The sequence below is a fragment of the Agrobacterium tumefaciens genome, from assembly GCA_025560025.1.
In the GTDB taxonomy this organism is placed as follows: Bacteria; Pseudomonadota; Alphaproteobacteria; order Rhizobiales; family Rhizobiaceae; genus Agrobacterium.
In genome coordinates this window covers 1,954,372-1,980,492 of record CP048486.1, presented here as the reverse complement: position 1 = coordinate 1,980,492, position 26,121 = coordinate 1,954,372, and the positions used below count along the sequence as shown (strand labels likewise).

General features: G+C 59.8%; 26 protein-coding genes. 8 read left to right on the top strand and 18 right to left on the bottom strand.

Going from position 1 to position 26,121, the window contains the following annotated elements; all coding sequences use genetic code 11:
* Positions 1-91: 91 nt before the first annotated feature.
* From FY152_22955 to FY152_22945, 3 genes are read left to right on the top strand one after another with little or no spacing between them, the layout of a single operon-like run.
* The gene (locus FY152_22955) at positions 92-964 is read left to right on the top strand and encodes a sugar ABC transporter permease (GenBank protein UXS34952.1); all 873 of its coding nucleotides are present in this window, start codon (positions 92-94) and stop codon (positions 962-964) included.
* A gap of 12 nt (positions 965-976) precedes the next feature.
* Positions 977-1,801: a carbohydrate ABC transporter permease gene (locus FY152_22950; GenBank protein ID UXS34951.1), complete on the top strand. Its 825-nt coding sequence runs from the start codon at positions 977-979 to the stop codon at positions 1,799-1,801.
* 12 nt (positions 1,802-1,813) lie between these two features.
* Positions 1,814-2,812 (top strand): ABC transporter ATP-binding protein, encoded by a 999-nt coding sequence (locus tag FY152_22945; GenBank protein UXS34950.1) that lies wholly within the window; start codon positions 1,814-1,816, stop codon positions 2,810-2,812.
* Between the two features lie 436 nt (positions 2,813-3,248).
* Here FY152_22945 and ugpC read toward each other — a convergent pair whose 3' ends face one another.
* The 10 genes from ugpC to FY152_22895 form a co-directional block, all read right to left on the bottom strand.
* A complete protein-coding gene (ugpC, locus tag FY152_22940; GenBank protein UXS34949.1) occupies positions 3,249-4,325 on the bottom strand; it encodes a sn-glycerol-3-phosphate ABC transporter ATP-binding protein UgpC in 1,077 nt (358 codons plus the stop codon).
* Positions 4,326-4,329: 4 nt separating this feature from the next.
* On the bottom strand, positions 4,330-5,160 hold the full coding sequence (locus FY152_22935) for a carbohydrate ABC transporter permease (GenBank protein UXS34948.1): 831 nt from the start codon (positions 5,158-5,160) through the stop codon (positions 4,330-4,332).
* A 3-nt stretch (positions 5,161-5,163) separates the two neighbouring features.
* A complete protein-coding gene (locus FY152_22930) occupies positions 5,164-6,108 on the bottom strand; it encodes a sugar ABC transporter permease (protein UXS34947.1) in 945 nt (314 codons plus the stop codon).
* A gap of 150 nt (positions 6,109-6,258) precedes the next feature.
* Positions 6,259-7,518 (bottom strand): sugar ABC transporter substrate-binding protein, encoded by a 1,260-nt coding sequence (locus FY152_22925; GenBank protein ID UXS34946.1) that lies wholly within the window; start codon positions 7,516-7,518, stop codon positions 6,259-6,261.
* A 38-nt stretch (positions 7,519-7,556) separates the two neighbouring features.
* A complete protein-coding gene (locus tag FY152_22920; protein UXS34945.1) occupies positions 7,557-8,729 on the bottom strand; it encodes an aminotransferase class I/II-fold pyridoxal phosphate-dependent enzyme in 1,173 nt (390 codons plus the stop codon).
* Positions 8,726-9,418 carry a FadR family transcriptional regulator gene (locus FY152_22915; protein UXS35164.1) on the bottom strand — a complete coding sequence of 231 codons (693 nt, stop codon included), beginning with the start codon at positions 9,416-9,418 and terminating at the stop codon, positions 8,726-8,728. The genes FY152_22920 and FY152_22915 overlap by 4 nt, the downstream gene beginning before the upstream one ends.
* Positions 9,419-9,648: 230 nt before the next feature.
* Entirely contained in the window at positions 9,649-10,122 is a 474-nt protein-coding gene (locus FY152_22910) for a ribonuclease HI (GenBank protein ID UXS34944.1), read from the bottom strand.
* Positions 10,123-10,239: 117 nt separating this feature from the next.
* Positions 10,240-11,253, bottom strand: a complete 1,014-nt coding sequence (locus tag FY152_22905; protein ID UXS34943.1) for a metal ABC transporter substrate-binding protein — start codon at positions 11,251-11,253, stop codon at positions 10,240-10,242.
* A gap of 29 nt (positions 11,254-11,282) precedes the next feature.
* Positions 11,283-12,149: a metal ABC transporter permease gene (locus tag FY152_22900; protein UXS34942.1), complete on the bottom strand. Its 867-nt coding sequence runs from the start codon at positions 12,147-12,149 to the stop codon at positions 11,283-11,285.
* The gene (locus tag FY152_22895) at positions 12,142-12,969 is read right to left on the bottom strand and encodes a metal ABC transporter ATP-binding protein (protein ID UXS34941.1); all 828 of its coding nucleotides are present in this window, start codon (positions 12,967-12,969) and stop codon (positions 12,142-12,144) included. The genes FY152_22900 and FY152_22895 overlap by 8 nt, the downstream gene beginning before the upstream one ends.
* 288 nt (positions 12,970-13,257) lie before the next feature.
* Here FY152_22895 and FY152_22890 point away from each other — a divergent pair, with 288 nt between their 5' ends.
* Positions 13,258-14,463, top strand: coding sequence for a GTP-binding protein (locus tag FY152_22890; GenBank protein UXS34940.1), 1,206 nt, complete (start codon positions 13,258-13,260; stop codon positions 14,461-14,463).
* A gap of 197 nt (positions 14,464-14,660) precedes the next feature.
* On the opposite strand, the gene FY152_22885 is transcribed toward FY152_22890, so the two are convergent.
* The 3 genes from FY152_22885 to FY152_22875 all read right to left on the bottom strand — a co-directional run bounded on the left by FY152_22885 (position 14,661) and on the right by FY152_22875 (position 16,574).
* A complete protein-coding gene (locus FY152_22885; protein UXS34939.1) occupies positions 14,661-15,098 on the bottom strand; it encodes a DedA family protein in 438 nt (145 codons plus the stop codon).
* A 97-nt stretch (positions 15,099-15,195) separates the two neighbouring features.
* On the bottom strand, positions 15,196-15,471 hold the full coding sequence (locus tag FY152_22880) for a hypothetical protein (GenBank protein UXS34938.1): 276 nt from the start codon (positions 15,469-15,471) through the stop codon (positions 15,196-15,198).
* The gene (locus FY152_22875; GenBank protein ID UXS34937.1) at positions 15,468-16,574 is read right to left on the bottom strand and encodes a GTP-binding protein; all 1,107 of its coding nucleotides are present in this window, start codon (positions 16,572-16,574) and stop codon (positions 15,468-15,470) included. Before FY152_22875 ends, FY152_22880 begins: the two co-directional genes overlap by 4 nt.
* Positions 16,575-17,048: 474 nt before the next feature.
* Here FY152_22875 and ugpB point away from each other — a divergent pair, with 474 nt between their 5' ends.
* The 4 genes from ugpB to FY152_22855 all read left to right on the top strand — a co-directional run bounded on the left by ugpB (position 17,049) and on the right by FY152_22855 (position 21,232).
* Positions 17,049-18,359 carry a sn-glycerol-3-phosphate ABC transporter substrate-binding protein UgpB gene (gene ugpB, locus FY152_22870; protein ID UXS34936.1) on the top strand — a complete coding sequence of 437 codons (1,311 nt, stop codon included), beginning with the start codon at positions 17,049-17,051 and terminating at the stop codon, positions 18,357-18,359.
* Between the two features lie 71 nt (positions 18,360-18,430).
* Positions 18,431-19,312, top strand: a complete 882-nt coding sequence (gene ugpA, locus FY152_22865; protein UXS34935.1) for a sn-glycerol-3-phosphate ABC transporter permease UgpA — start codon at positions 18,431-18,433, stop codon at positions 19,310-19,312.
* A 10-nt stretch (positions 19,313-19,322) separates the two neighbouring features.
* Positions 19,323-20,171 (top strand): sn-glycerol-3-phosphate ABC transporter permease UgpE, encoded by an 849-nt coding sequence (gene ugpE, locus FY152_22860; GenBank protein UXS34934.1) that lies wholly within the window; start codon positions 19,323-19,325, stop codon positions 20,169-20,171.
* Positions 20,171-21,232: a sn-glycerol-3-phosphate import ATP-binding protein UgpC gene (locus FY152_22855; GenBank protein ID UXS34933.1), complete on the top strand. Its 1,062-nt coding sequence runs from the start codon at positions 20,171-20,173 to the stop codon at positions 21,230-21,232. The genes ugpE and FY152_22855 overlap by 1 nt, the downstream gene beginning before the upstream one ends.
* A gap of 47 nt (positions 21,233-21,279) precedes the next feature.
* Here the strand turns inward: FY152_22855 and FY152_22850 are convergent, their stop codons facing one another.
* The 5 genes from FY152_22850 to FY152_22830 form a co-directional block, all read right to left on the bottom strand.
* Complete coding sequence (locus FY152_22850; GenBank protein UXS34932.1) at positions 21,280-22,386, bottom strand: acyltransferase; 1,107 nt, start codon at positions 22,384-22,386, stop codon at positions 21,280-21,282.
* 228 nt (positions 22,387-22,614) lie between these two features.
* Positions 22,615-23,058 (bottom strand): hypothetical protein, encoded by a 444-nt coding sequence (locus FY152_22845; GenBank protein UXS34931.1) that lies wholly within the window; start codon positions 23,056-23,058, stop codon positions 22,615-22,617.
* Between the two features lie 204 nt (positions 23,059-23,262).
* Entirely contained in the window at positions 23,263-23,961 is a 699-nt protein-coding gene (locus FY152_22840) for an OmpW family protein (GenBank protein ID UXS34930.1), read from the bottom strand.
* Positions 23,962-24,283: 322 nt separating this feature from the next.
* Positions 24,284-25,579, bottom strand: a complete 1,296-nt coding sequence (locus FY152_22835; GenBank protein UXS34929.1) for an MFS transporter — start codon at positions 25,577-25,579, stop codon at positions 24,284-24,286.
* Positions 25,580-25,669: 90 nt separating this feature from the next.
* A complete protein-coding gene (locus FY152_22830) occupies positions 25,670-26,071 on the bottom strand; it encodes a winged helix-turn-helix transcriptional regulator (GenBank protein ID UXS34928.1) in 402 nt (133 codons plus the stop codon).
* Positions 26,072-26,121: the final 50 nt, after the last annotated feature.

The window sequence follows — 26,121 nt, the reverse complement described above, 5'->3', positions numbered from 1 at the left end:
GGCCGCCGGAGCGAAATGGGGGAAGTGCGAGCGGCTTTTCATCTGAAGTCCCGCTCAAACTTATAACTATATCCGTGAGGGAGGACGACTAATGGCAACCCGAAACACGAGCGGTCTTGCGCGGGTGATGCTTGCGCCATCGGTGCTGCTGTTGCTGGTGTGGATGATCGTGCCTCTGGCGATGACGCTGTGGTTCTCGTTCCAGAACTACAATCTCCTCAACCCGGCCAATGTCAGCTTTGCGGGCCTGTTCAATTACCAGTATTTCTACACCGACCCGGCCTTTTTCCAGTCGATCTGGAACACGCTTTTGATCGTCGGCGGCGTGCTTGCGATCACCGTCATCGGCGGTATCGCCATTGCGCTCTTGCTCGACAATGACATTTTCGGCCAGGGCATCGTCCGCATCATGATCATCTCGCCCTTCTTCGTCATGCCGCCGGTGGCCGCATTGGTGTGGAAGAACATGATCATGCATCCCGGTTACGGCGTGCTTGCCGATCTCTCCCGCTTCTTCGGCCTGCAGCCGGTCGACTGGTTTGCGCAGTTTCCGCTGCTCTCCATCATCATCATCGTCGCCTGGCAATGGCTGCCCTTTGCGACGCTGATCCTCTTGACCGCCCTGCAGTCGCTCGATGGCGAGCAGAAGGAAGCCGCCGAGATGGATGGCGCCAACTTCGTCAACCGCTTCATCTATCTGACGCTGCCGCATCTGTCGCGCGCCATCACCGTCGTCATTCTCATCCAGACGATCTTCCTGCTCGGCGTTTACGCGGAAATCCTCGTCACCACCAATGGCGGACCGGGTTATGCCTCCACCAACCTCGCCTTCCTCATCTATCGCACCGCGCTTCTCGGTTACGACGTCGGCGGCGCTTCGGCCGGCGGCATCATCGCCGTCATCCTCGCCAATATCGTCGCCATCTTCCTGATGCGCGCCGTCGGCAAGAACCTCGACCGGTAAAGGGGAAACATCATGGCCCGCAAGACAACCACACGTGCGAAGATCGGCTTCTCCATCGCGGCCTGGGCCGTGGCGCTGCTGCTGTTCTTCCCGATCCTCTATGCCTTCCTCACCTCGATCAAGACCGAGCCGGAGGCAATCGCCGGCTTCAGCCTCATTCCCTCGGGCACGCTTGAGAATTACGTGACGGTGCAGACCCAGCGCGATTACTTCAAGCCGTTCATGAACTCGGTGGTGCTGTCGCTCGGCTCGACGATCATTGCGTTGATCATCGCCATTCCCGCCGCCTGGGCCATGGCGTTCTCGCCGACCAAACGCACCAAGGACATTTTGATGTGGATGCTCTCCACCAAGATGATGCCGGCCGTCGCCGTGCTGGTGCCGATCTATCTGATCTTCCGCAATGCCGGCCTGCTCGATACCCGCATCGGGCTGACCATCATGCTCACCTTCATCAACCTGCCGATCGTCATCTGGATGCTCTACACCTACTTCCGGGAAATCCCCGGCGAGATTCTGGAAGCCGCCCGCATGGATGGCGCATCGCTGTGGAACGAGATCGTGCATGTGCTGACGCCGATGGCGGTGCCGGGCATTGCCTCGACGCTGCTCCTCAACGTCATTCTCGCCTGGAACGAAGCCTTCTGGACCATCCGGCTGACGACCACCAATGCGGCCCCGCTGACGGCCTTCATCGCCTCCTTCTCCTCGCCGCAGGGGCTGTTCTGGGCAAAACTCTCGGCCGCCTCGATGATGGCGATCGCCCCCATTCTCGTCATCGGCTGGTTCTCGCAGAAACAACTCGTGCGTGGCCTGACCTTCGGCGCCGTGAAATAAGGAACGACAAACATGGGCAGCATTTCCCTTCAGAACGTGTCCAAGCTCTTCGGTGAGGCGAAAGTCATCCCGTCGATCGATCTTGATATCAACGACGGTGAATTCGTCGTCTTCGTCGGCCCGTCGGGCTGCGGCAAGTCCACGCTTTTGCGCCTCATCGCCGGGCTGGAAGACGTCTCCGGCGGCAAGATCGCCATCGACGGCAAGGATGTCACCGAAAAGGCCCCGGCCGAGCGTGGCCTTGCCATGGTGTTCCAGTCCTATGCGCTTTATCCGCATATGAGTGTCAGGAACAACATCGCCTTCCCGCTGAAGATGGCCAAGCTCGACAAGGCGGTGATCGATAAAAAGGTCGAAGATGCCGCCCGGGTGCTGAACCTCACCGATTATCTCGAACGCCGGCCCTCGCAGCTGTCGGGCGGCCAGCGCCAGCGCGTCGCCATCGGCCGCGCCATCGTGCGCGAACCGAAAGCCTTCCTGTTCGACGAGCCGCTTTCCAACCTCGATGCGGCGCTGCGCGGCACCATGCGGCTGGAAATCTCCGAGCTGCACAACACGCTGAAGACGACGATGATCTACGTCACCCACGACCAGGTGGAAGCCATGACCATGGCTGACAAGATCGTCGTCCTCAACCGCGGCAATATCGAGCAGGTCGGCTCACCGATGGAGCTTTACCGCTCCCCCGCCAACCTCTTCGTCGCCGGCTTCATCGGCTCACCGCGCATGAACCTGGTGACCGGCGATTACGCCCGCAGCAAGAACGCCACCACCGCCGGTGTGCGGCCGGAGCATCTGCTGCTGTCGAAGGAAAGCGGGCTGTGGCAGGGCAAGGTCACGGTTGCCGAACATCTCGGATCGGATACCTTCCTGCATCTCGAGGTGTCAGGCATCGGCCCGATCACTGCCCGCACGGACGGCGAGTTCGAATGCAGGCATGGCGATACCGTCTTCATCACCCCGGATGAGACAAAGATCCACAGGTTTGATGAGAAGGGTGTGGCGATCTAGGTGCTGGCTTTCACAAGGTTTTTCATTCACAGCGGACCCGCAGGCGCGTGGAGCTTACCCCCCTCTGCCCTGCCGGGCATCTCCCCCTCAAGGGGGGAGATCGACCTGCGGCGAGGTCTCGCCCATCTCGATGTTTGAGAATGACGCGGCGAGAAAGCATCTTGCCGATCTCCCCCTTGAGGGGGAGATGCCCGGCAGGGCAGAGGGGGGTAAGCCCCACGCGCCTGCGGGTCCGCGTGAACGAAAAATCCTGTGAAAGCTCACATCCAGCCGGAGCCTCCACAATAGACGACCGAAGGGCAATCTGATGCCACGGTTGGCACGTTTGCGAAGGTTCTCAACGTTTCCAGCTTTCCGTCGCTCCGGCTTTAGCCAAAATGACGGAGGGGGCATACAACGGCACAGGAAACCCTCCCGCCGAGTACTATGCCAAACCTCACGCCTCCCCGACCCTCACGCCATTCCTGTCGAAGACATGCAGCCTTTCCCGCGGGAAGCCGACCCGCAGGGATTTGCCCGGCTGCAACAATGCCCGGTCTGACGAAAACAGCTTGAAGGGCAATCCATGCACGGTGAGGTGCAGGATGACGCCAAGGCCGGTTGGCTCGACCAGATCGACAGTCGCTTCCACACCGCTTTCAGCCGGCGCAACGGTCACATGTTCCGGGCGGATGCCGAGCGTGACCAGCTCGCCATCGGCGAGGTCCATTTCCCGGCCAAGCGCAAGGCGCGTGCCGTCACCCAGCACGACGAAGCTGCCGCCATTCTCCTGCACGAGTCTCCCTTCGAGAAAATTCATGCCGGGCGAACCGATGAAACCGGCGACGAAAAGATTGGCCGGGCGATCATAAAGATCGAGCGGCGCGCCGATCTGCTGCACATGCCCGGCATTCATGGCGACGATGCGTGAGGCAAGTGTCATCGCCTCGATCTGGTCATGGGTGACGTAGACCGAGGTTGCGCCAAGATCGGCATGCATGCGTTTGATCTCGGCCCGCATCTGCTCGCGCAGCCGGGCATCGAGGTTGGATAGCGGCTCGTCGAATAGAAAGGCCTTGGGCTGGCGCACGATGGCGCGGCCCATGGCGACGCGCTGACGCTGGCCGCCGGAGAGCGCCTTCGGGCGGCGGGCGAGATAGGGATCGAGGCCAAGTTTCGCGGAAGCACCGGCCACCGCCGCCGCGATGGTTTCCTTCGGGCGGCGGCGCAGGCGCAGGCTATAGCTCATATTATCGGCGACGCTCATATGCGGATAGAGCGCATAGGACTGGAACACCATGGCGATATCGCGATCCTTCGGCCGGCGATCATTGACGCGTTCGCCATCGATGGACAGGTCGCCGGATGTTATCTCTTCAAGACCTGCGATCATGCGCAGCAGCGTCGATTTTCCGCAGCCGGATGGGCCGACAAGGACGATGAACTCGCCATCCCTGATATCAAGATCGACGCCATGCAGCACGGCGAGGTCGCCATAGGTCTTGCCGACATTCTTCAGCTCGATGGAAGCCATGGGATTATCCTTTCACCGCGCCGGCCGTCAGGCCCTGCACGAGATAACGTTGAATGAGCAGGAAGAAGAGGCAGGCCGGAATGAGCGCCAGAACGCCCGCCGCCATCATCTGCCCGAAATCGACGGAGAATTTCGAAACGAAGGTCAGAAGGCCAACCGGGAAAGTGGCACTCTGGTTGCCGGAAATCAGCATCAGCGCAAACAGAAGCTCGCTCCACGCGGCGGTGAAGACGAAACCGAGCGTCGCGGCAATGCCCGGCAGCGTCAGCGGCAGGATGATCTGGCGGAAGGCCGTAAACCGGCTCGCCCCGTCAATCATCGCCGCCTCTTCCAGATCCTTCGGAATGCCATCGAAGAATGACTGCATGAGGAAGGTGGCGAAAGGCACGTTGAAGGCGGTGTAGACGATGACCAGACCCGTCAGGCTGTTGGTGAGGCCGAGCGGCGACAGCATCTTGAAGATCGGCGCGACCAGCATGACCAGCGGAAACATCTGGGTGATCAGCATTAACGCCACGATCCAGTATTTGCCCTTGAAACGGAAGCGTGACAGCGCGTAACCCGAGAGCGAAGAAAGTATCGTTACGGCAATTGCCGTGGAGCCCGCGACGATGACGCTGTTCTTAAAAAACGTCGGGAAGGCACTGTTTTCTATGACGAAACGATAATGATCCCATGTCGCCCGCGATGGCCACATCCTCACACCTTCGCTATAGAGCAGATCATTCGGCGTCACGGACACCTTGAGCAGCCAGAACAGTGGGAACAGTGCAAAGGCGATATAGGCAAGGATCGCCAGACGATGGGCAAGGGTGAGAAATATCCTTGAGGTCATCGGTCAGTCCTTCTCGATCAGGCGCTGGCGCAGCAGCACGATCAGCATGGAATAGGCAAGCAGCAGCACCAGCAGCACCAGCGCAATGGCCGAGGCATAACCGAAATCCAGACGCCGGAAGGCCTGCGTGAAGATGTAGCTGGCGACGATCTGCGTGCGGTCCGCCGGCCCGCCATTGGTCATGACGATGATGAGATCGGCGAAATTGGCGATCCAGACGGTGCGCAGCAAGATGGTGATGGCGATGGTGGGCGCCAGAAACGGCAGGGTGATGGAGGTGAAGCGCTGCAGCGGGTTCGCCCCGTCAATTTCCGCCGCCTCATAAAGATCGCGCGGGATGGCCTGAAGTGCGGCAAGCAAAGTGATGGCAAAGAAGGGAATGCCCCACCAGACATTAGCGATGATGGGCCCCCACATGGCAAGCTGCGGATCGGCGAGGATATTGTTGGGTGCGGATAACAGCCCGAGCGAGACCATCCAGTGCGGCAGCGGCCCGATGACCGGGTTGAACAGCCAGGCCCAGTTGAGACCGGCAAGGAAGGTCGGCACGGCCCATGGCAGGAACACCAGCGCCTGCGCCAGCCCCCTGCCCGCAAAGGGCTTATCCAGCAGCAGCGCCAGAATGAGGCCGAAGAAGAATTGCAGGAAAACCGAAGCACCTGTCCACCACAGCGTATTTTTCAGCGCCCGGTAAAAGGCCGCATCCTGCGACAGAGCCTCCAGATGTTTGAGGCCAACGAAACCGCCGGAAAACGGATTGAGTAGCTGAACATCGCGAAAGGCATAGGAGAGGCCAAGCACCAGCGGCACCAGCATGACGGCGACGATGAGCACCAGCACCGGCGCGCTGTAAAGCCAGGGTTCGGCCCAATCGGCAAACCGCCGCATCGCAGGCTTGCCAGCCGGTTTGCGCGCGGCCACCGGCCCGGCGCCATGGGCATAGGACATTGTATCGCTCCCTGATCGGACGACGGAACGGACGGGTTTTCCAGCCTCTCGGCTTACCGATCCGAAAAATTTCTATGAAAAGGCCTGTCGCAGCGAAGGCCGGCAAGACCGCCGCACGGGCATTTGCGCCCGCGCAGCCGGTCAATGTCGTTACTTGGACGTCAGGAACTTCTGCTGCGCCTTGGTCATGTAATCAGCCCATTGCTTGGCAAGGTCTTCCGGCGTGATGTCGCCGAGCAGCGCTTCCTGCGATGTCTTGATCACAAGCGAATCCTTGAAGAAGGCGAATTCCTCAAGATAGGTCGGCATCGTCGTCGGCACGGCGTTCTTGTCGGCCAGTTCATCGAACCAACCCTTGAACTGCTCGCTGGCATAGAAGGGGTCCTTCTCCGCTGACTTGTGCACCGGCAGCGCACCGGTCTTCTTGTTCCACTCGATATTGCCTTCCGGCCCTTCAAGCGTCTCGATCAGCTTCCAGGAAAGGTCCTTGTTTTCGGATTTCGACATCATCGACCAGCCGGCGAAACCAATCGTCGGGAAGGTCTTGCCGTCAGGTCCCTTGGGCATGGTCATGACGCCGAAATCTTCCGGCTTCATGCGCTGGGCAATGGCGATCAGCGCATCCGGGTCCTGATCGAGGAAGGCGCAAGTGCCGGAATAGAAGCCCGCGACGATTTCGTTGAAGCCCCAGTTGACGCTGTCCTTCGGCGCATAACCGTTCTTGTAGAGATCGATCACATAGGTCAGGCCCTTCACCCAGCCGGGGCTGTCGAAGGTGGAGGTGCCGTCCTTGGTGAAGAACTCGTTCGAACCGGCCATGGATGCGCCGAACATGACCCAGCCGTTAAGGCCGCCCGGGCCGCCGCGCAGGCAGTAGCCAGATTTGCCGGGAAGGGCTGCGACCTTCTTGGAGGCATCGGCAAATTCCTCGAGTGTCTTCGGCGGCTCCTTCACGCCTGCCTGTTCCAGCAGTTTCTTGTTGTAGAACATGGCGCGGAGATAGAAGCCGTAAGGCAGCATATAGGCCGTGTCCTTGACATCGCGGCCGAGTTCGAGCGTGCGCTCGCTCAGGCCCGCGGTGTGCTCCCATTTGGCAAGATAGGGCTCAAGGCTCTCCAGCATGCCGTTATTGGCATAAAGCGACAGCCATGTGTCGGGCATTTCCATCACGTCAGGCACATCGCCGGCCGAGACCATGGTGGCGAATTTCTGGAAGGCTTCGCTCCACGGCAGGGAGATGATTTCCACCTTGGTGCCGGGATTGGCGGCCTCGAATTTAGAGACGATGCCTTTCAGCGTTTCCGTCCGCTCGGGACTTGTGATGACCTCGACCAGCTTCAAGGTCGTGTCCGCCAGCGCCGTTCCGGTCATCAGGGCGGTGAAGATTGCTGCCGTTACCAGTTTTTTCATGTCGTTCTCCCCTTTTTTGTGGTCAGTTTAAAAATGCGTCAGGCGGCGGTGGCCGCCTTGATCGCGGGTTCGAGATCGTTCCAGAGCGCTTCCGTACCCTCCAGCCCGACATGCAGGCGCACCGAACGTGCGCTGATGCCGAAGGTATGGGCGGAGTTCGGCTGCGCCTTCTGTTCGAGCACCACTTCGCCCGGGACGATGAGGCTTTCATGCCCGCCCCAGGAAACACCCAGTTTGAAAAGCTTGAGGCGGTCGGCAAAAGCGCGCACATCCACCCCTTCCTTGAAGATGAAGGAAAACAGGCCCGACGTGCCGTTAAGGCCGGGCGGCAGGCGGTTCGCCAGCCCCGGATGGCAGACCTTCTCCACCACATCCAGCGCCTGCAGGCGGGTTGCGATCTCAAGCGCCGAGGCCTGATGCGCCTTCATGCGCAGCGGCAGCGTGCGAAGCCCGCGAATGAGCAGCCAGGCATCGAAAGGCGACATCTTGCCGCCGAGATAGGGATAGGTTTCCGCCCGGATGCGGTCGATCATCGCCTTCGAACCGGCCACCACGCCGGAGACCACATCGCTATGGCCGCCCAGATATTTCGAGGCCGAATGCACGACGAGGTCGACGCCGAGCGAGATCGGCTGCTGGAAGACCGGGCTTGCCCAGGAATTGTCGATGACGGTGACCGCGCCATGCCGCTTGGCGATGGCGGCCAGCGCGCCGACATCGTGGGCTTCCATCACCCAGCTCGTCGGGCTTTCCATGTAAAACAGCTTTGCACCCGGCATCGCCTTTTCAACCGCCGCCTCATCGCGGCCGTCGACATAGGTCACCTCGATATTCATGCGCTGCATGAAAGTGCCGAACAGGCGGAATGCATCGGGATAGACATGGCGCACGGCGACGATCCGGTCGCCCGGCGACACGAAAGACAGCACGGTGGAGGAAATGGCCGACATGCCGCTTGCAAAACCGAGCGCATCTTCGGCACCTTCCAGCTTCGCCAGCATCTCCTCGAACAGCCGCACGGTGGGGTTAAGCCCGCGCGTATAGACCGGCCGCACCTTTTCGCCGCGATAGGTGGAGACCATTTCGTCATAGCTGGAAAAGGTGAAAAGCGAGGTCTGCACGATGGGCGGCACCACGGCCTCGAAGGCGTGGGCCTCGTCATGCGCAACGATAAATGAGGCGGGATCGAAGAGATCGTTGCCATGGTTCATTTCGACATGTCCTTGATATCCTCCTCGACGACAGCGAGGATTTTCAGTGTTTCTTCACGCGCACCGGCCGCATCGCCGGCGGCGATGGCGTTGAACAGCGTGCGGTGAAAGGGGAAGGAGCGGCCGGCGAAATCCGGACGGTCGAAGGGTTTCGACCAGAAACGTTCGAAACCTTCGCGCATCTGCTCCAGAAGCTGCTTGAACAGCGTATTGTGGGTGGCGTCATAAATCGACAGATGGAAGGCAAGGTCGGCTTTACCGGAGGTGCCTTCGGCCAGATGCACCCGCTCCATCTCATCGAGCCGCGTTTCCATGATGGCGATATCCTCCGGCGTGCGCCGGCGGGCGGCGGCCATGGAGGCCTCCACTTCGATGCCGCGCCGTACCTCCAGCGTCATCAGCAGCGCATCACGCAGGCTTTCGGCATCGATGGAAATCGGCATATGCACGGTGGCGGCGGAAATCGGCTTCAGCAGATAATTGCCGCTGCCTTTGCGGCTGTCGATAACGCCGAGCGCCTGAAACTTGCGAATGACTTCACGGATAGTGGAGCGACCGACGCCCAGCGCCGCCATCAGTTCCCGCTCGGCCGGCAGCCGATCTCCCGCCTTCAGCCCTGCCCGCTCCACATAGTCGGAAAGCGCGGCCTCGACCTGGCGCACGCGGTCGCTCGGCGGAATTGGCTGCATGAGTTCCCGGCTGGACCTGTCCAAGACGCATCCTCTAAATTGGTCTGACATCTTACCATTTCAAACGGAATGGCGATTGTCAACCGGCAAGGCGGCCGGGCGTGCACACCATTCGGTTGGAGTCGCGAAAGAGTACCGGCGCAACCGCTCGATACGGAAAAAGGTCGAGACCGGGGATGGCTGAAGTGAAGAGATTGATGCGCCGAATCACGGCGACTGCCGGCCGCCGGCTAAGTCACCGTCGCGGAGGAAACTCCACGCGCCAAAGCATCGGCATGCTCGTTGCCGACAGTGCCGGAATGCCCTTTGCACCATTCTACAACCACTTGGGGATGCCGCTCCAGCAGGCTGTCGAGCTGCTGCCAGATTTCCCTATCGGGGATCGGTCTTCGGCGGGAGCGCTGGTTGGGCGTGATCCGCTTCCAGCCGTTGTTGCGCCAGATCGCCCTATATCGATGGCAGCCTTCGATGACGTGAACGGAATCCGTCCAGAGTGTGACTGCCCGCGTTGGCGCCTCGGCGGCGATCCAAGATAGTGCGTTGAGGACGGCGAGGACCTCGAACATATTGTTCGATGATCCGGCAGTCCTGCCTGAAGCGGAATGGACTTGGTCGCCTCCCTCATGAACGACGAACGCCCATCCTCCGGATCGGGAGGCATCATCGAAGGAACCGTCGGTGAAGATTTGAAGGGCATCGGACATGAGGGGGCTTTGTAGCACCGATATGAAAATCGCTAAAGGAGCGCTATTGCATTACCACGAAAAGCAGAGAGGGCGGCGCAAGCCACCCTCCCCTAACTCACGATGAATGAACGAAAATCACTGACTGAGGACAGCCGCCTTGATCGTATCGATATTGTGGTTGATCATGTCGATATAGGTCGCGGCCGGGCCGTCGGCCGTGGAAAGCGCGTCGGAATAAAGCGTACCGCCGACCTTCAGACCGGTTTCACTGGCAATCTGGTCGATCAGCCGCTTGTTGGTGATGTTTTCGACGAAGATGGCCGAGGCCTTGTCGTGCTTGATCTGGTCGACCAGCTTGGCGACATCGGCCGCCGATGCTTCCGATTCCGTCGAAACGCCTTCCGGCGCCAGGAATTCGAGACCATAGGCATGCTCGAAATAACCGAAGGCATCATGCGAGGTGATGATGACGCGTTTCTCCGGCGGAATGGCGGCAATCTCGGTCTTCACCTTCTCGTTCAGAGCGGTGAGCTTGGCGACATAGGCTTCCGAATTGGCGGTGTAAGTGGCGCAACCCGCCTTGTCGACCTCGCAAAAGGCACCGGCAATGTTCTTCACGTAGATTTCCGCATTCTTGATCGACTGCCAGGCATGCGGATCGAACTCGCCATGATGGTGGTGCCCCTCATGGTCATGCGCCTCAGCCGATTCGTGCTTGTGGCCCGCCTCCTCTGCCTTGTGGTCGTGAGCTTCCTCTTCTTCTGCCTCCGGATGGGCGTGACCGGCCGGCTCGTCGGAAAGCTTCAGCGGTTCCACGCCCTTGGTCAGTTCCACCACCGGCGCCTTGGTGCCGCTGGTGTCGATCAGCCGCTTCAGGAAGCCTTCGAATTCCAGACCGTTGACCAGCACCACATCCGCCTTGCTGACGGCGACGGCATCGGCCGGGCGCGGCTCATAGACATGGGCGTCGCCATCCGGCCCGACCAGCGTGGTGATCTCGACGCGGTCGCCGCCAACGTTTTTCGCGAAATCGGCGATGATCGAGAAGCTGGCCACGACCTTGAGTTCGGCGGCGGAGGCCTGCGCCATCAGGACCGGGGAGAGGGAAAGAAGGCTGGCGCAGGTGGCCAGACGGAAGGTTTTGAACATGAATGGTTCTCCTTTTTCAGACGCTGTTTTCAGGCCGTTCTGTGGCGGCCGGAACCGAGAAGATCGCTGAGCACGCCGCGCGTGCCGACGAGGATGGAGAGCGCATAAATGACGCCCGCGGAAAGGATGATCGCCGGGCCGGATGGCAGCGACGCGTGATAGGACAGAAGCAGGCCGGCAAAGCAGGACACCATGCCGATGCCGATCGAAATGAAGCACATGGGCGCGACGCGGTTGGACCAGAAGCGGCTGGCTGCGGCGGGCAGCATCATAAGGCCCACCGAAAGCAGGGTTCCGAGCGCCTGAAAGCCACCGACCAGATTGAGCACGACGATGGCGAGGAAGAGAAAATGCACCGGACTGCCCCAGTTGCTGACCGAGCGCAGGAACAGCGGATCAAGGCATTCCGCCAAAAGCGCCCGCCAGAACACCGTCATCACCAGCAGCGTGGCAATGCAGATGCCGCCGATCAGGCCGAGCGCCTCGTTGTTCAGCGCCAGAACCGTGCCGAACAGCACATGCATGAGATCGACGCTGGAGCCGCGCCACGAGACGAGCAGCACGCCGAGCGCCAGCGAAATCAGATAAAAGGCGGCAAGCGAGGCATCTTCCTTCTGGATGGTGAAGCGCGAAACAGCACCCGCGCCCAGCGCCACCAGAAGGCCGACAACCAGCCCGCCGATGGTCATCGGCAGAATTTCCAGGCCATAGAACAGAAAGCCGACAGCCGCCCCCGGCAGGATGGCATGGGCCATGGCGTCACCCGTCAGGCTCATGCGGCGCAGCATCAGAAACACCCCGACCGGCCCGCAACTGATGGCCAGAATCAAGGCTCCCGCCAGCGCCCGCTGCATGAAGGCATATTGGATGAAGGGTTCGATGAAGATATCAGCCATGGCTATTCGAATTCGCGTGGGAATGGGCGTGAGAACGGGCTGGCGGCACCGGTGGACTTGTGTGGAGCAAGCTGGCTGCCGGCGTCTCGACCGGTTCGCACCAGGGCGCATTTTCCTCCCACGCCTCGTGGAAATGCCGCGCCTGCCGGATATTGTCCGCCTTCAGCACATCGGCCGTTGGACCAAGTCCAACGAGCTTTCGTGCAAGGAACAGGGTCTGGGGAAAATGCTGCCGGACCAGTTGATGGTCATGAAGAACGGCCAGAACGGTCCGCCCCTCCGCGACCCAAGCCTTGATCAGAACCAGCAGGTCAGACACGGTGCGCTCATCAACGGCGTTGAAGGGTTCATCCAGCAGGATCAGCTGCGCATCCTGCAACATGGCGCGGGCGAACAAAGCGCGCTGCATCTGGCCGCCGGAAAGCGAGTCGATATTGCGTTTTTCAAAACCGGAAAGCCCCACCGCTTCCAGCACATGGCCCATTGCCGCCCGATCCGCGGCACGGTGGCGGCCGAGCAGGCCGCGCTTCGGCCAGAGGCCCAGCGCGACGAGATCCCGCACCTGCGCCGGAAAGGACCGGTCGAGTTCCGATTGCTGCGGCAGATAAGCGACGGAAACGCCTGAACTCACCCGGCACTCGCCGCCGAGCGGCTTCAGAATGCCGGCAATGCCCTTCATCAGCGTCGATTTTCCCGAGCCATTGGCGCCGACGACCGCAGTGAGCGATCCCCTGGCGATATCGCCATCCAGATGATGCACCGCCGCGCGGCCGGCATATCCAAGCGTCAGATTTTTGAAAACAAGGCACGGATCGCTCATCGATCCCTCCGGGGCAGGATGTCATTTGATGGCTCTTGATATGTAATGTTATTACATTCGTCAAACGAATACGTAATGAAATAACATTAACTTTATGAAAGGTCGGCGCGCGCCGCCGAGCCAACTCCACCCGACACGCAATTTTTCGGCAGCCAGTTGACACACGGCACGCATGTAATGTTATTACGTTACATAAGAGAAGCACTGTGGCGATGCCCAGTCGCTCCCAAACCGCCTGCCGGGGCCGCCTGAACGTCCCCGCAACCCGTGCCGACAAACGAGGTCTTCATGTCGAAAAAACTTCCCGTCACCGTGCTTTCCGGCTTTCTCGGCGCCGGCAAGACAACGCTTCTCAACCATATTCTCGCCAATCGCGATGGTCTGCGGGTCGCGCTGATCGTCAATGACATGAGCGAGATCAATATCGACGCCGCACTGGTGCGCGATGGCGGCGCCAATCTTTCGCGCACCGAGGAGCAATTGGTGGAAATGACCAATGGCTGCATCTGTTGCACGCTGCGCGACGACCTCTTGACGGAGGTGCGGGCGCTGGCCGAACAGGGCCGTTTCGATTATCTGCTGATCGAATCCACCGGCATTGCCGAGCCGCTTCCGGTCGCCGCAACCTTCGATTTCCGCGATGAGAACGGCCGCAGCCTTTCCGATGTTGCGCGGCTGGATACGATGGTGACGGTGGTGGATGCCGCCAACCTTCTCAACGACTATGGTTCCTCCGACTTTCTGGCCGACCGGGGCGAAACGGCAGGTGATGGCGACAACCGCACCATCGTCGACCTTCTGGTGGAACAGATCGAATTTGCCGATGTCGTCGTTCTCAACAAGATGGGCACCGCCACACCGGAACAGCGAGACGCCGCCCGCAAGATCATTGTCGGGCTGAACCCGGATGCGAAACTGATTGAAGCCGATTTCGGCAAAGTGGAGCTGAAGGAGGTTCTGGGCACGGGGCGTTTCGATTTCGCCAGGGCCGAAGAACACCCTTTGTGGTTCAAGGAATTGCACGGTTTCAAGGATCACATTCCCGAAACCGAGGAATACGGCATTCGCTCCTTTGTCTATCGCGCCAAAAAACCATTCGACCCGGTGCTGTTCCAGCGCTTCATCGATCGCGCCTGGCCCGGCGTGGTGCGCGCCAAGGGCTTTTTCTGGCTGGCGACGCGGCCACGTTATGTCGGCGAGATCAGCCAGGCCGGCGCATTGGTGCGTACCGGCAGGATGGGCTTGTGGTGGTCCGCCGTGCCGAAGGAACAATGGCCGCGCGAAAAGCAGTTCCTCGACATGATGAAACCCTATATCGACCCGGTCTTCGGCGACCGCCGGCAGGAGATCGTCTTCATCGGTTCCGATCCGATGAGCGAAGCACGCATCCGTGCCCAGCTCGATGCCTGCCTGATCGACACCGAGGCCTTCACGCCGGATGCTTGGCGGCACCTGCCCGATCCCTTCGCCAGCTGGGACAGGCAGGCGGCTTGATCGGCCCTCACTGCACGACAGCCGCTTATCGGACGAGCGGGTTCGGTTTTCGCCTTCTCCCCGCCGGGGAGAAGGTCGCGGCAGCGGGTTGAGGGGGCAAGGCCGGTGGCATCCGGAGAGCTGGCCCCCTCATCTGACCCTTCGGGCCATCTTCTCCCCGGCGGGGAGAAGAAATAGCTGCAACACAGCGACAATCCTCAAAGAAAATTCAGCGTCACCAGCGTCAGAACGAGATAACGCCCGACCTTGGCGATGGTGACCAGCAGCAGGAAGACCGGCAGCGGTTCCTTCATGATGCCGGCGGCAACCGTCAGCGGATCGCCGATCAGCGGCGCCCAGCTTAAAAGAAGAGACCATTTGCCGTAACGCCTGTACCAGTTCTGCGCCCTTTGCAGCGCCGCTTCGCCGACGGGAAACCAGCGCCTGTGCCGAAAGCGCTCGATACCCCGGCCCAGCAGCCAATTGGCAAAGGAGCCGGCGACATTACCGGCGCTGGCCACCGCAACCAGTAGCCAGACCGGCTGGGCTTTCAAGAGAATAAGCCCCGCAAGCGCCGCCTCCGACTGCATGGGCAGGATGGTCGCCGCAACAAAAGCCGTCAGAAACAAGCCCGCATATACTGCAAGATCGGCCATGCCTTACCCTTCATCACCTGCGAATCCTGTCATCGCCGCCCAAGTGCCGGATGACGGCGGCTGCCGTCAAGCACGGTGGCGCTGGCCGCATCCGGCTTTAGCGCGGTTTGGCGGCGACGGCGTGGATAATATCGTCAAATGCGACATCCATTAGCGCCTTGTGAACAGACAATTGCCGGTTTTCGCCGGATGGGGACAGAACGAGGATCACGGTTTCTTTGGGCGGGCAATCCGGCAGCGCACAGGAAAGCTCGCTGACGGAAACGATGTCATCCGCCGAGAGGTGAAGCAGTTCCCGCGTCCATCGTTTCAGAAGCCGGGCCTGCGCGACGATCGCGGAGCCGCTACGGGAAAGCGGATTTGTTGCCGTCATCGGGAAACCTTTCGCCTCGCCTGCGAGGCCAATGTGTCGAAAAGATCGCGGATAGGCTGCTGCGGCATATCCATGCCGATCAGGACAATGCGGGTTGAGCGATTGCTGTCCGGCCAGCCGGCCAGCCGGGTCAGGGGATAAAGCCGGTGCTGCACGGCGTGCGCGACCACCGGGCGCTCAGGATCATCCGTCGCGCCAAAAATTCCCTTGAGCCGCAGGAGACCGGAGTGAACATTGCTGGTGACCAGCTCAAGAAAGGTGACGATCGCCTGCGGATCGAAAGCCCCGTCGAATGTCAGATCGAACGCTTCAACCCCGACGCCGTGCCGGTTGATATCGTGCCCATGGCCGGCATGCAGGCTCAGCCTGTCCGCTGCCAGCCACCCCGGCACATCCTCCGGCTTGCCGCGCAATGAATAATCCGCTGGCGCAAAAAGCGACGGCAGATTGAAATCACCTGCATTGCGATCATGAAAACGCGCCGCGGGATTGAGATCGGAGAGGCTCTCTCGCTGCATCGCCGTCGCATCGGCAAGATCGGTTTTGGTCAGAACGATATGGTCGGCGAAGGCGAGCTGTTTCCAGCCCTCGATGAAACTGTCGAGCATCATTCGGCCCGAAGTGACGTCAAAGGCCGTGACGACGCCAGAGAGATGAAAGTGCCGGGCAACGACGTGGTCGCGCAGGCCGATAGCGGGCGTGCCGCCGGCAATGAGGCTGTTGATGATCGGCGCCGGATCGGCAAGGCCGGTGGTTTCGATGACGACCCGCGATATTTCCGGCATCACCCCCTCCAGAAAGGCCTGATGCAACTCGTAAAGCGAGGTTCGGATATCGCTGGTGGCGGTGCAGCAGATGCAGCCCGTCGTGGTCCTGAAATATCGTTCCGAACCCGTGCGGACCAGGCCGTGATCAATGGGCACCGAACCGAATTCGTTGACGATGACGGCGGCATCGCGCATGGCCGGTTCGTTCAGAAGCTCGTTCAGAAGCGTGGTCTTGCCCGCCCCGAGAAACCCTGTGAGCAGGGTGACGGGTACCGTTCCTGCGGATTGCATGATGGCCGAATCACTCTTGAGCGCATCCGCCTTCTTTCGTTTCATTCCGAACACATCCACACCTTCAGCCAGCAAACCTTATGATGGCTTACTATGTTATGTAATAACATATCAACATGCCCGAGAAAGATTTTACGTGCTTTTGTCGTCGCCGGCCCGGTGTGGCGCGAAGACGCCTTTCAGCGACGGAGTTGGGCTGGCTGGTTTCACACCGCAGGCAGAGGAACGGGGGAGCGCCTGAGTTTCAGGAGAAAACTCGACCCTGGCATTAAGGAACCAATCCCCTTGCCCTGTGACACACCATGCCCACAAGCATACGAAAAAACCAAAGCGCCCAAAAAATGGAATAATAAAACCGTTTCGTTCACTTTCGTTTTAATCGTTCCACGTTCTATTGCATTTTCGTTAGAGTTCGCTTTAAATCAGGCCGCTAATACAGAAAGGGTCGCCCACAGCCATGTCGAGGAGGATAGGCTGGAATAAGGGGCTGTATCTTTTACTGTTTTTAAAACGGGAGGAATGACCTTGAAAAAACTCAGCTACCGCCTCGCTGCGGCATCCGCGCTTTCGTTTTTTGTCACATCGAATGCTTTCGCTGCGACGGAGATCCAGTGGTGGCACGCCATGACCGGCGCCAATAACGAAGTCGTGGACGCGCTTGCGAAAGAGTTCAACGAAAGCCAGAAAGACTACAAGATCACGCCCGTGTTCAAGGGCACCTATCCGGAAACGCTGAATGCCGGCATCGCCGCATTCCGCGCCAAGCAGCCGCCGGCCATCATTCAGGTATTCGACGCCGGTTCCGGCGTGATGATGGGTGCCGCCGGTGCCATCAAGCCAGTGGCGGATGTGCTGAAGGAAGGTGGCTACACCTTCAACAAGGATGAATATCTGGCCGGCATCGTCGCCTATTATTCCAAGCCGGACGGCACCATGCTGTCCTTCCCTTACAATTCATCCTCGCCGATCCTCTATTACAACAAGGACACCTTCCAGAAGGCAGGCCTTGACCCGGCCAACCCGCCGAAGACCTGGCCGGAAGTTTTCGAAGCCGCCAAGAAGATCAAGACCAGCGGTGCCGCGCAGTGCGGGTTCACCTCCACCTGGCTTACATGGATCCAGACCGAAAACTTCGCCGCCTGGAACAACGTCTCCTATGGCAGCAATGAAAACGGCCTCGGCGGCACGGATGTGAAGCTTGCGGTCAACGCGCCGCTCTTCGTCGAACACTTCCAGGCCATTGCCGATCTCGCGAAAGACGGCACCTTCCGTTATGGCGGACGCACTTCGGAAGCCAAGCAGCTGTTCATGTCCGGCGAATGCGGCATCCTGACCGAATCCTCCGGCGGCCTTGGCGATATCGTCAAGACCGGCATGAATTACGGCATCGGCCAGCTGCCCTATTATGAGGGTCATGGCCCGCAGAACACCATTCCCGGCGGTGCCAGCCTCTGGGTATTCGGCGGCAAGAGCGATGCTGAATATAAGGGTGTTGCCGAATTCTTCCATTTCCTCTCGCAGACCAAGATCCAGTCTCGCCTGCATCAGGTCTCCGGCTACATGCCGGTAACGATCGCGGCCTATGAGGAAACCAAGAAATCCGGCTTCTACGACAAGAACCCTGCTCGCGAAACGCCGCTGCTACAGATGATGGGCAAGCCGCCGACAGAAAACTCCAAGGGCGTGCGCCTCGTAAACCTGCCGCAGGTGCGCGACATCATGAACGAAGAGTTCGAGGCGATGCTGGCCGGCAAGCAGGATGCGAAAGCCGCCCTCGACAAGATCGTGGAGCGTGGTGACGCCGCCATCAAGCAGGCCGCCGGCAACTAAACGATCCCTGCCACCGCCCGCATTCTCAAAAAAGGGTGCGGGCGGCGTTTCCATCTCATCAGGAGATCGCCGTGCAAAGCGTCGTATTCCCCAACAAGATCCTGCCTTATCTGCTGGTCGCACCGCAGATCATCCTCACGGTGGTCTTTTTCTTCTGGCCCGCAAGCCAGGCGCTCTACCAGTCGACCATGCGCGAGGACGCCTTCGGGCTGAGCAGCAATTTCGTCGGGCTGGCCAATTTTTCGGCCGTGCTGTCGGATGAGAGCTATCTGAACTCGCTACAGGTCACGGTCATCTTCAGTGTGCTGACCGCACTCGTCTCCATGGGGCTGGCGCTGCTTCTGGCAACGGCGGCGGACCGGGTGGTGCGCGGCAAGGGCTTTTACCGCACCATGATGATCATGCCCTATGCCGTGGCGCCTGCCGTCGCCGGCATGTTGTGGCTGTTCATGTTCAACCCCGCCATGGGCACCTTCTCTTATATCCTGCGCCGCAACGGCATCATGTGGGACCCGCTGCTTGACGGTAATCAGGCCATGCTGCTGGTGGTCGCCGCCGCTGCGTGGAAGCAGATCAGCTATAATTTCCTGTTCTTTGTCGCAGGCTTGCAGGCAATTCCGAAATCATTGCTGGAGGCGGCCTCCATTGACGGCGCGCGCGGTTCGCGGCGCTTCTGGACCATCGTTTTCCCGCTGCTGGCGCCGACAACCTTCTTCCTTCTGGTCGTCAACACGGTTTACGCCTTCTTCGATACCTTCGGCATCATCCATGCCGTTACCGGCGGCGGCCCCGCCAAGGCGACGGAAACGCTGGTCTACAAGGTCTATAATGATGGCTTCGTGAACCTGAACCTCGGCTCTTCCGCCGCGCAATCGGTCATCCTGATGGTGATCGTCATTGCGCTCACCGCCTTCCAGTTCCGCTTCGTCGAGAAGCGCGTGCATTACGGCTGAGGATTTCACAATGATTGAAAATCGCCCGGTCGCCCGCATGGTCGCCCATCTGATGCTCATTCTCGGCATCATCGTTGTGGCCTTCCCGATCTATTACACCTTCGTCGCCTCCTCGATGACGTCGACGGATATCATCCGCCCGCCCATGTCGCTCCTGCCCGGCGATCATCTCAGCGCCAATTACACCGAGGCCATGGTCGGCGGTGTCGAAAGAGTGGTGGGCGTCAGCCTCGAGCGGCTGCTGTTCAACAGCTTCGTCGTGGCGCTCGCCATCGCCATCGGCAAGATCGTCATTTCGTTCCTGTCGGCCTTCGCCATCGTTTTCTTCCGCTTCCCTTTCCGCATGGGCTTTTTCTGGATGATCTTCATCACGCTCATGCTGCCGGTAGAAGTGCGTATCCTGCCCACCTACAAGGTCATCGTCGATCTTGGGTTGATCGACACCTATGCGGGACTGACGCTGCCGCTGATGGCGTCGGCCACGGCAACCTTCCTGTTCCGGCAGTTCTTCCTGACCATTCCCGGTGAACTGGTCGAGGCGGCGCGTATCGACAATGCAGGGCCGTTCCGCTTCATGCGCGATATTCTGTTGCCGCTGTCGAGAACCAATATCGCCGCCCTATTCGTGATCCTGTTCATCTATGGCTGGACCCAGTATCTCTGGCCGCTGCTCGTGACCAACGACGCCAAGATGAACACGATCATCATCGGCCTCAAGCGCATGGTGGATTTCACCGACGCTTCGACGCCCTGGAATTATGTGATGGTGACGGCGATCCTCGCCATCATCCCCCCGATTATCGTTGTGGTGCTGATGCAGCGCTGGTTCGTCAAAGGTTTGGTGGAGACCGAAAAGTAATGGCAAAAATTGCGCTGAAAGACGTCCGCAAGGTTTATGGCGGCAATGTCGAGGCCATCAAGGGCGTGTCGATGGACATCGCCGACGGCGAAATGATCGTGCTCGTCGGCCCCTCCGGCTGCGGAAAATCCACCCTGCTGCGCATGATCGCCGGGCTGGAAGGCATATCCGGCGGCCAGATCATCATCGGCGACCGTGTCGTCAACGATCTGGAACCCTCCGACCGCGACATCGCCATGGTGTTCCAGAACTATGCGCTTTATCCGCATATGACGGTGCGCCAGAACCTTGCTTATGGCCTGAAGAACCGCAACACGCCGAAGGAAGAGATCGAGCGGCGCATCACCGAGGCGGCCAAGGCGCTGGAGATAGAGCAGTTCCTGGAGCGCAAGCCGCGCCAGCTTTCCGGCGGCCAGCGCCAGCGCGTAGCCATGGGCCGCGCCATTGTGCGCAAGCCGGCCGCCTTCCTGTTCGATGAGCCGCTCTCCAACCTCGACGCCAAGCTGCGCGTGCAGATGCGGGTGGAAATCCGCCGCCTGCAACGTTCGCTCGCCACCACCAGCGTTTATGTGACCCATGACCAGATGGAGGCCATGACGCTCGCCGATCGGCTGGTGGTGCTGAACGCCGGCCGCATCGAGCAGATGGGTACGCCGATCGAGCTTTATGAGAAGCCGGCGACCACCTTCGTCGCCACCTTCATCGGTTCGCCCTCCATGAACCTTCTGGCGCACGGCACGGCCTCGTCCAATGGCTCTACCGGCTGGTCGGTGAACGGTGTTACAGCACTACCGCAGACCGTCGCCACGCTCGGCATTCGCCCGGAAGACATCACGCTTGCCACCGAAGCCCCGGCCGACGCCGCCTTCACCGGCACCGTGCAGGTGGATGCCGTGGAACTGGTAGGGGCGGAAAGCTATGTACACGGCTCCTTCGCCGATGGCACCACCATCGTCTTCCGCGTTCACGGTCGCTCGCAGCTGCGCATCGGCGAAACGCTGCGGATCGCCGCCCAGGCAAAGGATTTCCATCTGTTCGACGCGTCAGGCAAACGGATTTGAAACCGAGCGCACCGGCATAGCTGCATCCTGCGGCAATGCCGGTGCATTCATGCCGATGATATCGCCACTTGAGCGGGCTGGCGTGAGGCGAGTTTCTTCCCGAGCTTTTGTGACGGCAGCTCGATGAACCTGTAGCTCACATAAGCCATGATCACCGTCAGGGCGAAGGTCAGGATGATGGTGACGTGAACGGGATAGGGAGCCAGCTGCCGATAGGGAAGAACATATTCCACGATCGGCTGGGCGACCGGGCCAAGCAGATACACGGAATAGCTTATCGCGCCGAGCCAGACGAAAACCGGGTGCGTGATACGAAGCTTTGTCGTGAAGAGCGCAAACAGCGCCATTCCCGCATAATAGGCAATCGTATAACGGTACCAGGTCTCACCGAACCCCATATCCACATTATAGCTCAGAAGGCTGACGACAGGCACGGTGAAGATGATGAGGAGGGATGTGGCAAGGATGAGCCGCCGCATATGCGCGCCAGCCTCTTCACCCGCGCCGTGACGCCACAACAATCCCCAGAACATGACGGTCAGTCCAAGCGGAATGGCGACCGGCAATTTGATGCCCGTACCATACCGCGCCGCCCCCATGGCGACGGCGCAGAGCAGGAAGAACACCACAGCACCCGCTGCCGCCTCCGGCTTATGGAGGAGCCTGACATAGAACAGCATGGCGCTGACGACATAAAACAGGATTTCTATCTGCAGCGTCCAATAGACGCCGAGAATATTTTGCTGCCCCATAAACTGTTGCAGCATCGTCCCATTGGCGATGATCTGGCCAAGCGTGAAGACATCTCCGCGCACCAGCGGGATAATCAACAGAGCAAGGACCATCGACCCCCAGTAAGCGGGGTAGAGCCTGAAAAATCGCGAAATCGCAAAGCTGCGCAAGGGCGCCTTGTTTGCCTTCAGCAAGGAAAAGGGAATAACAAACCCGGAAACGGCAAAGAACATAACGACGGCGATCTTGCCGAGATCGAAGTATTCCGAAAAAAAGTAAAACAGATAATGCTCGACCGCATAGGTCGAAAATCTGTTCTTATAGGCAACCTCGGCAATATGAATGTATATCACCGCCAGGGCCGCTATGCCTCGAATGGAATCAACGTAAATCCAACGCCCGGGATTGCGCTCCGCGCTCATCAATACCTCATTCAAAATTTGTTATAAAAATACAATATTCAACAATGTAGACTTGATTATACTGCCGCCCAAGCAGGAATTGCAACAGGGCATGCTCTCTTTGTCGGCCTTCGCTCCCGAACAGCTGCGGCACACCGCATTCCGACCCTGAATCGGAACGCGGCGCGACGACGCCAACAATCTGGTGCGCTGTTTTAGAGGTGACGGCAAGAAACTCTGCCCGCTCCCCTACCAGACGAGCTCCACCTGCGGCCGGCCGTTGGAGGTTTTCTCCACCGTGCGTCCGGACGTATCGACGTTGCAGTGAACGCGCTGCCGGAAAGCGGAAAAGCTTTCGAAACTCACCACATCCACGGGATCATCGAGATGCAGGGTCAGCCGGTAGCGTTCGGGATCGCCGCCAAGCGCCTGCACGCCCAGCACCGAAGCCACGAAGGGCTGGCCGAGGTAAAACCCTTCCACACGCGACCCCAGAAGATAGGGGTTGAAGGCGGGGCGGTTACCGGCTGCGGCGTGCAGGGTATTCCAGTCGCGGAAGCCATATTGCGCGGCGATGAGTTCCAGCGCCTTCGAATGGGTGATTGCCTGCCCCTCACCTTCAAGGGCGGCGCGCAGGCCCTTTGCCTGCTCTTTCAGCCCTTCAAGTGCGGGAAGCGGTTTGGACACGTTCATAACGGTTCTCCAACATGCGCATGCCGACTATTCCGAAGGGGGTCCGCGTTGCCATCGACGACATGCAAAACATGGGATGACCGTTATTAAAGAAAGAGCTTCACCAGGGGCGCAAGCGCCTGCGGACGGCCGGGGCTCTTTGCCCGTGGCCGTCCCTATAGCTTAGAAAGCGCCGCCCGTCAAAGGGAGCGCCCGCCCCCGCAATCAGAAGCGATAGGTGATACCCGCGCCGATCAGCCATGGATCGAGCTTCGCCTTGCCGCTGATCGGCGTGCCGCCGAGTTCCGCCGTCCAGTCGGTCTTCAGGAAGATTTTCTTCACGTCAAAGTTCACGCCCCAATGCTCGTCCAGCATATAGTCGAAGCCCACCTGCACGGCCGCGCCGAGCTTGTTCTTGACGTCGAGATTGCTGAAACCGGGCTTTTCCGACTGATTGTAGAACAGCGAGTAGTTCACACCCGCGCCGATATAGGGCTTGAAGGCGCCGAAGTCGGTAAAGTGATATTGCAGGGTCAGCGTCGGCGGCAGCAGCCACGTCTTGCCCACAGGCGTGCCGGCCAGCACACCTTCGCCATTGATCTTGGCATAGGTGGTACCAAGGATAAGCTCGGCGGCAAAGTTTTCGGTGAAGAAATAGCTGATGTCGAGTTCGGGGATCACGGTGTCCGAATAGGACAGGCCCGCACCCGGCACACCGTCAACGCTGCCGCTGTCATGGGTGATGACGCCAAGGCCGCGCACGCGCAGCATCCATGGGCTTGCCGCTGCAATCGCCTCTTCGGCGGTGGGTGCCGGTGCTGCCGCTGCAAGATCGGCAGCCATCACATTGGCCGACATCAATGTGGCCGCGACGCCAACCGCGACACTGGCAAGCAAGGCGGTTTTTATGTTCCTGTTCGTCATTCCATCTCTCCTATAGCGCGCCGCAGCCGGGCAAGCCCGGGAAACCGGCTGATGACGGCGGGCCTTCGCGAATCCTCGCTTGCCGCAACCGCTTGGGGCCACTATCGCGAAGGGAGAAGCAAACGGATTGAGATGGATCAAACCGAAAGGCCAATGGCGAGCCAGAACGGCGAGCCGGCGTGCATTGTGACAATTGCGCAACGAACAGCCATGACAATGGTCAATATCGCGATTACCGCCGGTAATCTGGATTGCCGCCGGCGGCCGGAAAATACGAAGAGGGCCTGCGAATACAGGCCCCCTTGCTTGTGTGGCTTAGCCTTCAGGCTGCCTGCGGCACCAAAGTGGCAGAACCCGGTTTTTTAAGAAGCAGCACCGAGACAGCCGCGATCATGCACATCAGGCCGGCAATCTGGAGCGCGGGCATGTAGGTATCGAAGTCGCTCTTGAAGAAACCGGCGCCGAAGGCGGCGGTAGCCGCCCCCAGCTGGTGGCCTGCAAACACCCAGCCGAACACCAGCCCCGCCTTTTCGCGACCGAAATTCTCGGCGGCAAGCTTCACTGTCGGCGGCACGGTCGCAACCCAGTCCAGCCCGTAGAACACGGCGAAGACCGAAAGCTCCACGAAGCTGAAACCCGAGAAGGAAAGATAGATCAGAGACAGACCACGCAGCCCATAAAACCAGAAGAGCAGGAAGCGATTATCGAAACGGTCGGAAAGCCAGCCGGCGAATATGGTGCCGAAGAAATCGAAAATGCCGATTACCGCCAGCGTGCCCGCCGCCGTAACCGCCGCCATGCCGAAATCACCGCAGATGGAAATCCAGTGTGTCTGGATAAGGCCGTTGGTCGAAAGCCCGCAGACGAAGAAAGTGCCGAACAACACCCAGAACACCGGGTTACCGGACACGCTCTTCAACGTCACAAGCGGGGATGCCAGCGTTGCAAGGAACTTGTGGTCCTGCTGCGGCGACTTTGCCACCACCGTCTCGCCATAGGCGGGCAGGCCGACATCGGCGGGATGGTCTCGCATCAAAAGCAGCACGAGAACCATGGCAGAAGCAATCACCGCAACAGACAGTGTCAGGGCGGTGCGCCAGCCATAAGCCTCTGTCAAGGCCGCGAGCAACGGCAGAAAAACCAGCTGGCCGGTCGCGTTGCTGGCCGTCATCAGACCGATCACCAGTCCCCGGCGTTTGGAAAACCAGCGCGATGCCACGGTTGCGCCCAGCACCAGCGCGGTCATGCCGGTGCCGACGCCGATAACCACGCCCCAGAGCAGCAGCAACTGCCACACCTCAGTCATGAAAAACGAGGCGACGATGCCGCCCATGATCAGGGCAAGCGCCGTCGACACCACCTGGCGAATGCCGAAATGGTTCATGAAGGCGGCGGCGAAAGGCCCAAGCAATCCGAAAAGCACAAGCCTCACCGCCATAGCCGACGAAATATCGGCGATATCCCAGCCGAATTCCTGATGTAGCGGCTGGATCATCACCCCCGCCGATCCCATCGCCCCGGCGGTTGCCAGCATGGTCAGAAAGGTGGTTGCGGCAACAAGCCAGCCATAATGTATATTTCTGTCGGCCATCCAGCTGGCGAGGCGTGTGGAGAGCATGTTCAAAATCCCTTTCCAGCGGCCTGTGGCCGAAATTTTACGGGTATATACCCTATTTTGCGGGCAGATACCCGCTTCATCATCAAAAAACTACAGGGCTGCGAGCAGTTCCTGCAATTGCGCGGTTTTTTCCGGCCCAAGCCGGGCCTCGATCTCATCCTGCACACCGTCCCAGAGCGGCGCCCCAGCCTTCAAGATCGCATGGCCCTCCTCCGTCACGGTCAGCATCGCTTCACGCTGATCCTCACCATGGCCGATGGCCACCAGCCCCATGCGGGCCAGCACCTTTGTATTGCGGCCGACGGTGGAGCGATCCAGTTCCACCCGCGCGGCAAGATCCGTCAGCGACACCGGCGCCATGCGGTTGATATTCCGCAACAGGCTGAACTGGCCGATATTGACGCCAAGCGGCGCCAGGGCCTCGTCATAATAGGACGAGACCTTGCGGGATGCTTTGCGCAACAGGATGCAGTGGCAGCTATCGTTTGACATTTGTTTCGGGTATATACCCGCAATTCATCTGAGGCAAGAGACATCAGGCA

Excerpts from the sequence above, each read along its gene's own strand:
- FY152_22835 (UXS34929.1), bottom strand. The coding sequence starts at position 25,579 with ATGCTCTCCACACGCCTCGCCAGCTGGATGGCCGACAGAAATATACAT.
- FY152_22880 (UXS34938.1), bottom strand. The coding sequence starts at position 15,471 with ATGACGGCAACAAATCCGCTTTCCCGTAGCGGCTCCGCGATCGTCGCG.
- FY152_22830 (UXS34928.1), bottom strand. The coding sequence starts at position 26,071 with ATGTCAAACGATAGCTGCCACTGCATCCTGTTGCGCAAAGCATCCCGC.
- FY152_22905 (UXS34943.1), bottom strand. The coding sequence starts at position 11,253 with ATGTTCAAAACCTTCCGTCTGGCCACCTGCGCCAGCCTTCTTTCCCTC.
- FY152_22925 (UXS34946.1), bottom strand. The coding sequence starts at position 7,518 with ATGAAAAAACTGGTAACGGCAGCAATCTTCACCGCCCTGATGACCGGA.
- FY152_22875 (UXS34937.1), bottom strand. The coding sequence starts at position 16,574 with ATGAAACGAAAGAAGGCGGATGCGCTCAAGAGTGATTCGGCCATCATG.
- FY152_22890 (UXS34940.1), top strand. The coding sequence starts at position 13,258 with ATGTCGAAAAAACTTCCCGTCACCGTGCTTTCCGGCTTTCTCGGCGCC.
- FY152_22855 (UXS34933.1), top strand. The coding sequence starts at position 20,171 with ATGGCAAAAATTGCGCTGAAAGACGTCCGCAAGGTTTATGGCGGCAAT.
- FY152_22915 (UXS35164.1), bottom strand. The coding sequence starts at position 9,418 with ATGCAGCCAATTCCGCCGAGCGACCGCGTGCGCCAGGTCGAGGCCGCG.
- ugpE (UXS34934.1), top strand. The coding sequence starts at position 19,323 with ATGATTGAAAATCGCCCGGTCGCCCGCATGGTCGCCCATCTGATGCTC.
- FY152_22910 (UXS34944.1), bottom strand. The coding sequence starts at position 10,122 with ATGTCCGATGCCCTTCAAATCTTCACCGACGGTTCCTTCGATGATGCC.
- ugpC (UXS34949.1), bottom strand. The coding sequence starts at position 4,325 with ATGGCTTCCATCGAGCTGAAGAATGTCGGCAAGACCTATGGCGACCTC.
- FY152_22845 (UXS34931.1), bottom strand. The coding sequence starts at position 23,058 with ATGAACGTGTCCAAACCGCTTCCCGCACTTGAAGGGCTGAAAGAGCAG.
- ugpB (UXS34936.1), top strand. The coding sequence starts at position 17,049 with ATGACCTTGAAAAAACTCAGCTACCGCCTCGCTGCGGCATCCGCGCTT.
- FY152_22945 (UXS34950.1), top strand. The coding sequence starts at position 1,814 with ATGGGCAGCATTTCCCTTCAGAACGTGTCCAAGCTCTTCGGTGAGGCG.
- FY152_22850 (UXS34932.1), bottom strand. The coding sequence starts at position 22,386 with ATGAGCGCGGAGCGCAATCCCGGGCGTTGGATTTACGTTGATTCCATT.
- FY152_22920 (UXS34945.1), bottom strand. The coding sequence starts at position 8,729 with ATGAACCATGGCAACGATCTCTTCGATCCCGCCTCATTTATCGTTGCG.
- FY152_22840 (UXS34930.1), bottom strand. The coding sequence starts at position 23,961 with ATGACGAACAGGAACATAAAAACCGCCTTGCTTGCCAGTGTCGCGGTT.
- FY152_22955 (UXS34952.1), top strand. The coding sequence starts at position 92 with ATGGCAACCCGAAACACGAGCGGTCTTGCGCGGGTGATGCTTGCGCCA.
- FY152_22895 (UXS34941.1), bottom strand. The coding sequence starts at position 12,969 with ATGAGCGATCCGTGCCTTGTTTTCAAAAATCTGACGCTTGGATATGCC.
- FY152_22930 (UXS34947.1), bottom strand. The coding sequence starts at position 6,108 with ATGTCCTATGCCCATGGCGCCGGGCCGGTGGCCGCGCGCAAACCGGCT.
- FY152_22935 (UXS34948.1), bottom strand. The coding sequence starts at position 5,160 with ATGACCTCAAGGATATTTCTCACCCTTGCCCATCGTCTGGCGATCCTT.
- FY152_22900 (UXS34942.1), bottom strand. The coding sequence starts at position 12,149 with ATGGCTGATATCTTCATCGAACCCTTCATCCAATATGCCTTCATGCAG.
- FY152_22950 (UXS34951.1), top strand. The coding sequence starts at position 977 with ATGGCCCGCAAGACAACCACACGTGCGAAGATCGGCTTCTCCATCGCG.
- FY152_22885 (UXS34939.1), bottom strand. The coding sequence starts at position 15,098 with ATGGCCGATCTTGCAGTATATGCGGGCTTGTTTCTGACGGCTTTTGTT.